The organism is Sphingomonas sp. 66-10, from assembly GCF_001897045.1.
GTDB classification, from domain to species: Bacteria; Pseudomonadota; Alphaproteobacteria; order Sphingomonadales; family Sphingomonadaceae; genus Sphingomonas; species Sphingomonas lycopersici.
On record NZ_MKRR01000161.1, the window covers coordinates 1 to 2,024 of the forward strand.

Consider the following 2,024-nt stretch of genomic DNA (forward strand, 5'->3'; position numbering starts at 1 on the left):
CCGCCCCGCGGAACTGGCCGATCAGGGCGTCGAGGTCGCGGGTCAGCGCCTGGCGATCGACATCGGTTTCGCCGGACCATTGCAGCAGCACGTCCGTGACCGACCGCGTATCCTCGCTTGCGATCGCAAGGATGAGCGTGACGACCTCGTTCCTCCGGGCGGGGCTGAGCACGCCGACCGCGCCGAAGTCGATGAACGCGAGCGAGCGATCGGCAAGGACAAAGACGTTGCCGGGATGGGGGTCCGCGTGGAACCGGCCGTTGAAGATGATCATCCGCAGCACGGCATCCGCGTAGCGGCCGGCGACCTCCACGCCCCCCTCCTGCGCCCCGTCGATAATCTCGCGGACTGGCACGCCGTTGAGCCGCTCCTGCACGTTGATCCGGCGCCCGACCTGATCCCAGTAGAAGGCGGGCGTGCGGACGCCGAGCGGCTGCAGGAAGGCCCCGATGCTCTCGCAGGCTGCCGCTTCGGCACTGAGGTCCATTTCCTGCGACAGACTCTCCGCGAAAAACCGGAGCAGGTCGTCAGGTTTGAGGCGCCGTATCTCCGGCGAGTGCCTCGCGGCAAGCCGCGCGATGCGGCGGAGCAGCCGAAGGTCGGCATCGACTCGTTCCGCGATCCCCGGCCGGCGTATCTTGACTACGACTTCGGTTCCGTCGCGAAGGGTGGCGGCATGAACCTGCGCGATCGACGCCGCGGCGATCGGGTCGCGGCCGAAGCTCGCAAACACGTCCTCGATCGGGGAGCCGAGCGCGGCCAGGATCGTCGGCTCCAGCGCCTCGAACGGCAGCGGTGTCACGCGATCCTGCAGCGTTGCCAGCGCACGCACCCATTCCGGCCCTAGCAGGTCTTCACGGGTCGCGAGCACCTGCCCCAGCTTCACCGCGACAGGTCCAAGGTCCCGCAGCAGCGCGACGACCCGCTCGGGCGTACAGACGTCTGCCGGCTGCTCCGAGCGACCTGGCAGCAGACCCAGGCGAGCGGCCAAGCCGTTCAGCCCGTGGCGGCCCATGATCTGGATGAGTTCGGCAAGGCGCGCGCGCTCACCGAGTTGAGGCTCGTCGTCGTTGACGAGCATCACATGGTCCCTTTGTCGACGTGCCGCGGACGGCAGCCGTCGAGAAACAGATCAATCACGCGCAAGATACGTTCGCGAGCTGCATCGTCGTACGCGGGAGGAGACAGCCCGAGCGCCGCGCGGCGCATGGGCGCGACGACGACGAGCGTGACGAACTGCTCGGCAGCGAACACCGGGTCCGCCAGCGACAGCTCGCCCTTGGCATCGGCATGGGCGAGGATGGAGGCCACCCATTGGACAGCCCGCTGATAGCCGAAGTCGTGGATGTTCGCCGCGAGCGCAGGAAAACGCACCGCTTGGGCAATGACGACGCGTTCCATCGAGGCGATCCGAGGCGTCAGGAGCCACTCGAGCAGGCGATCGGCGATGACGCGAAGGCGCGATGCAATGTCGGGTTCGTCGCTGCCGGAGGGTTCGAGCGCGCGCAGCTGCGTATCGATCTCGTCCAGGATGACAGCCTCGAACACGCGAGCCTTGCTGCCGAACCGCGCGTACAGGGTTCGCTTGGAGATGCGCGCCTGTTCGGCGATCATGTCGGCACTGGCGCCGTCGAAACCGTGCTGGAAAAACAGCTCGCGGGCGCTCTTGAGGATATGCGAAGTCAGTCGGAGCGCGTCCTCGGTCGTCGGTCTGCCCATCTTCCCTGGGCGCCGGCTCTTCTTCTCGTCATCGCTCAATCTCGTTCTCCTGGAGCGAGGGTAGCGCGATCCGGACCCGTTGACGAGGATCACGCCGGGACGGTCGGTTCCTCGCCTGCCAGCCCGCTCTCCGACCAGAGTTGTCCTATCGTGTCGCGGTCGATCACTGCCGCGACCCCGGCTTGTAGGTCGGGAGGGACGGTGCACCCACACCCAGCCCTTCCTGATCGAGGCGAACGGCCGTATCTCTGACAGCGCCTGCCTTCTTCCTTGCTGAACGAACGGTTTCACGCAGTTGGGCCTCT

General features: G+C 66.9%; 2 protein-coding genes. Both read right to left on the bottom strand.

Going from position 1 to position 2,024, the window contains the following annotated elements; all coding sequences use genetic code 11:
• The coding region (locus BGN95_RS25290) for an ABC1 kinase family protein (protein WP_286774394.1) at nt 1-1,081 on the bottom strand (1,081 nt) is incomplete at its 3' end.
• Nucleotides 1,081-1,758 carry a TetR/AcrR family transcriptional regulator gene (locus BGN95_RS25295; protein WP_231023661.1) on the bottom strand — a complete coding sequence of 226 codons (678 nt, stop codon included), beginning with the start codon at nt 1,756-1,758 and terminating at the stop codon, nt 1,081-1,083. The genes BGN95_RS25290 and BGN95_RS25295, both read right to left, overlap by 1 nt.
• Nucleotides 1,759-2,024 lie beyond the last annotated feature (266 nt).